Source organism: Streptomyces sp. NPDC004561 (assembly GCF_053602155.1).
Genome location: NZ_JBSGDB010000932.1, coordinates 1 through 1,131 on the forward strand (window position 1 = coordinate 1; position 1,131 = coordinate 1,131).

The following is a 1,131-nucleotide window of genomic DNA, read 5'->3' on the forward strand; positions in this document are numbered from 1 at the left end:
CGCGCAACCGGGCCCGGCGTTCGGCGGTGGCGACCGCCAGCACCCGCAGCCCGTCGCGCGAGGCCCGGTCCGCGAGGTCCGCGAGCCGGTCCGCCTCCTCGGGCGGCAGGGCGCAGCGCTCCAGGACGGCCTCCACGGCACCCTTGACGACGAGGGTGTGCGAGCCCAGTCGGCCGGGGGTGCGCACCACGGCCGTGGACAGCCGGCGCACGGGGTCGAAGGGGAGCGCCGCGATCCCGTCGTACGCCATGAGGTCGTCCTCGTCGGCCGTGTCCAGGACCGCCTCGTCCAAGGCGTCGGGCTCGGGCAGTTCGGCGAGCTGGAGGGTCCACCAGGCGTTCACGGCGGCCCAGCGGACCACCTCGGGATCGTCTCCGCCCGCCGCGTCCAGGCCCCGCTCGACCACCGGCCGGTCCTGGGTGAGGGTGCCCGTCTTGTCGAGGCACAGCACGTCGACGGCGCCGAGGTCGTGCAGGGCCGGGAGCCGCTTGACGATCACGCCGTGCGTGCGGGCCAGCAGCGCCGCCCCTCGCGCCAGACAGGTGGTGACGACGACCGGCAGCATCTCCGGCGTCAGCCCCACCGCCACCGCCACCACGAACGGCAGCGTCTCCAGCCCCCGGTCGCGCAGCGCCGCGTTGGCCATTAGCACCAGCGGCGGGGTGAGCAGCATGAACCGGATCAGGATCCACGAGATGCCATGGACCGCCCGGTCGAAGGCGCTCGGCTCGCGCCGGCCGGCCGTGCGGTCGTAGGCGGCCGCGAACCGGGTGCGCCCGCCCGTCTCCAGCACGACGGCGGTGCCGCTGCCGGTGGCGACGCTGCTGCCCTGGAAGCACAGCTGCGGCTGCTCGAAGACGGCGGTTCCGGCCGGCCCGGCGACGTCCGCCGCGTGTTTCGGGACCGGGGTCGACTCCCCGGTCAGCGCCGACTGGTGCACGGTCAGGCCCCGCGCGCGTAGCAGCCGTACGTCCGCTGGCACCAGGTCGCCCGCGCCGAGCTGGACGACGTCGCCGGGGACCAGGAAGAACTCCGACCGGTCCGCTGTCCCGATTCGCGGGGGCGTCCTGCTGCGCATCGGCTTGCTTCTTCTCGAAGTACGGTTCGACGGCGAAGTCGAGCCGCACGTGG

1 protein-coding gene is annotated in these 1,131 nt (G+C 74.7%); it reads right to left on the reverse strand.

Annotated elements, in window-relative coordinates:
* The coding region (locus ACWEN3_RS46800; protein ID WP_452984574.1) for an HAD-IC family P-type ATPase at window positions 1-1,131 on the reverse strand (1,131 nt) is incomplete at both ends.